Annotated in this window: 2 protein-coding genes and 1 pseudogene; 1 reads left to right on the forward strand and 2 read right to left on the reverse strand. The window is 42.9% G+C overall.

The genetic code is table 11. The annotated features are described in order from the left end of the window. A partial coding sequence (locus OQV04_RS25390) for an IS1 family transposase (protein ID WP_071528444.1) occupies positions 1–60 on the forward strand: 60 nt, incomplete at its 5' end. A 43-nt stretch (positions 61–103) separates the two neighbouring features. Here the strand turns inward: OQV04_RS25390 and OQV04_RS24500 are convergent. Then, positions 104–429, reverse strand: a pseudogene (locus OQV04_RS24500) (TOTE conflict system archaeo-eukaryotic primase domain-containing protein); the annotation flags it as partial. Positions 430–568: 139 nt separating this feature from the next. Continuing rightward, positions 569–1,132 (reverse strand): inovirus-type Gp2 protein, encoded by a 564-nt coding sequence (locus tag OQV04_RS24505; protein WP_063120595.1) that lies wholly within the window; start codon positions 1,130–1,132, stop codon positions 569–571. Positions 1,133–1,624 lie beyond the last annotated feature (492 nt).

Raw genomic sequence — 1,624 nt, forward strand, 5'->3', positions numbered from 1 at the left:
TCGGTGGAGCTGCATGACAAAGTCATCGGGCATTATCTGAACATAAAACACTATCAATAAGTTGGAGTCATTACCCCAATCGGCATATTGTACACTACCTCAGGTAGATGATGAGATCAGATACAGGGATCAACTGACGGTGAACGCAGTCCCCACATTTTATCCAGGGCTTACTGCATATTCCCAACAGCCATTCGTTAGCCAGGTAGACGAATACCCTTTCCGCTGGTTTTGCTTTCCCATCGAAGGGCCCATACATCATCACGCCCGCGAAACAACCGACGAAATAATGCAACCTTCTCGTCGGTGGATAATACGAAAACGCACTGCACAGGGCTCTGCGGTTTACGTCACCATTCAATCCCATGAGCTTCAAGTTATGTTTGCCCTTAGTGCAGCTAATTCATCACTGTCAGATTTATGAACTATATGCGTTATCTGTACCTGCCCCACGGGGTAGCACCACAGAAGATGAAGTGTCATAGTCCCCTGCGCTGAGGACAAAGCCACACGTTAACGACAAATCCACGCGATAACTTACGATAGTTCGGACATAAGCCCCCATAATTCAGTTATGTCGTGGTCGGCCGCGGTTACTTTTTTCGGGAAGCCTGCTACGGCCCAGAATAATACCGTGTTCTTTCTGATCCTGTTTAGCCAGGTAGCTGAGGGCGTAACGTAAGTCGTCTACCGCAGACTTATCACTATAGTGAATCACGTGATCGATACGCACCGGGTATTTATCTTTAGCCCGGCACAGGTGAAAATAACCATCCCCTTCCGTGATCCGCCTCCAGATATCTCCCAGTTGCCTGGATATCTGATAAGAGTTCTTGTGACGTTGCCCATCCAGATAGCCGATAAAATGAATATGAAGCCCTTTGTCTGGTGTATATTCCATAACCCAGTAATATCCTGCCAACATCGTCTGGGTTTCGCTAAGTAAACGGTATATTTCCATACACATACTGTGCTTACAGGAATGCCCGAAACTGGGCGTGTCTTTCCTGTAGGCAAAATCAATTCTGAAAGGTAACAGTTTAGAAAAACGTTGAAACATACCGTCCATGTGTTCATTCACATCTTTCAGAATCGCGAAATTCATTTCGTAATTGGGATTGGCATTATACATTTTATAGTCCTTACTTTATAAAACTCACAGGAAGGTGGAATTACATAAATACTGAGAGTACAGAAACGCCGTACCACTGCATTAATAAACTGGGTAACCAGTATGCAGACAACCTGATAAAACTGTTTCTTATTACCTCATTACAGTAATGGGGGTAATACTTCAGAATACAGTGAGGCTCTCTTAAACAGAGGACCAGTAATAATTACAATGGCAAAAACACACCTCAATATAATTGAATTTAAGAAAGCACCATTCAATCACTTACAGGAAGTAATCTGATCTTCACAAAAGTCAGCTATCGAATAGCCACAGGCAACACCGCTATTGATACCCCACACACCATAAGAAGATTATTCCATACAGAAAAAATTATATTTACCCATACTTATAAACTGTAACGGAGCTATGACGTACGAACTAAAGACACTACACTCTAATAGAGTTCTGGTACCTAACCAGTGTTAAATACGAACCAGACATACATTCTAT

The organism is Escherichia sp. Lx600-2 (genome assembly GCF_036662595.1).
Lineage (GTDB): Bacteria > Pseudomonadota > Gammaproteobacteria > Enterobacterales > Enterobacteriaceae > Escherichia > Escherichia coli.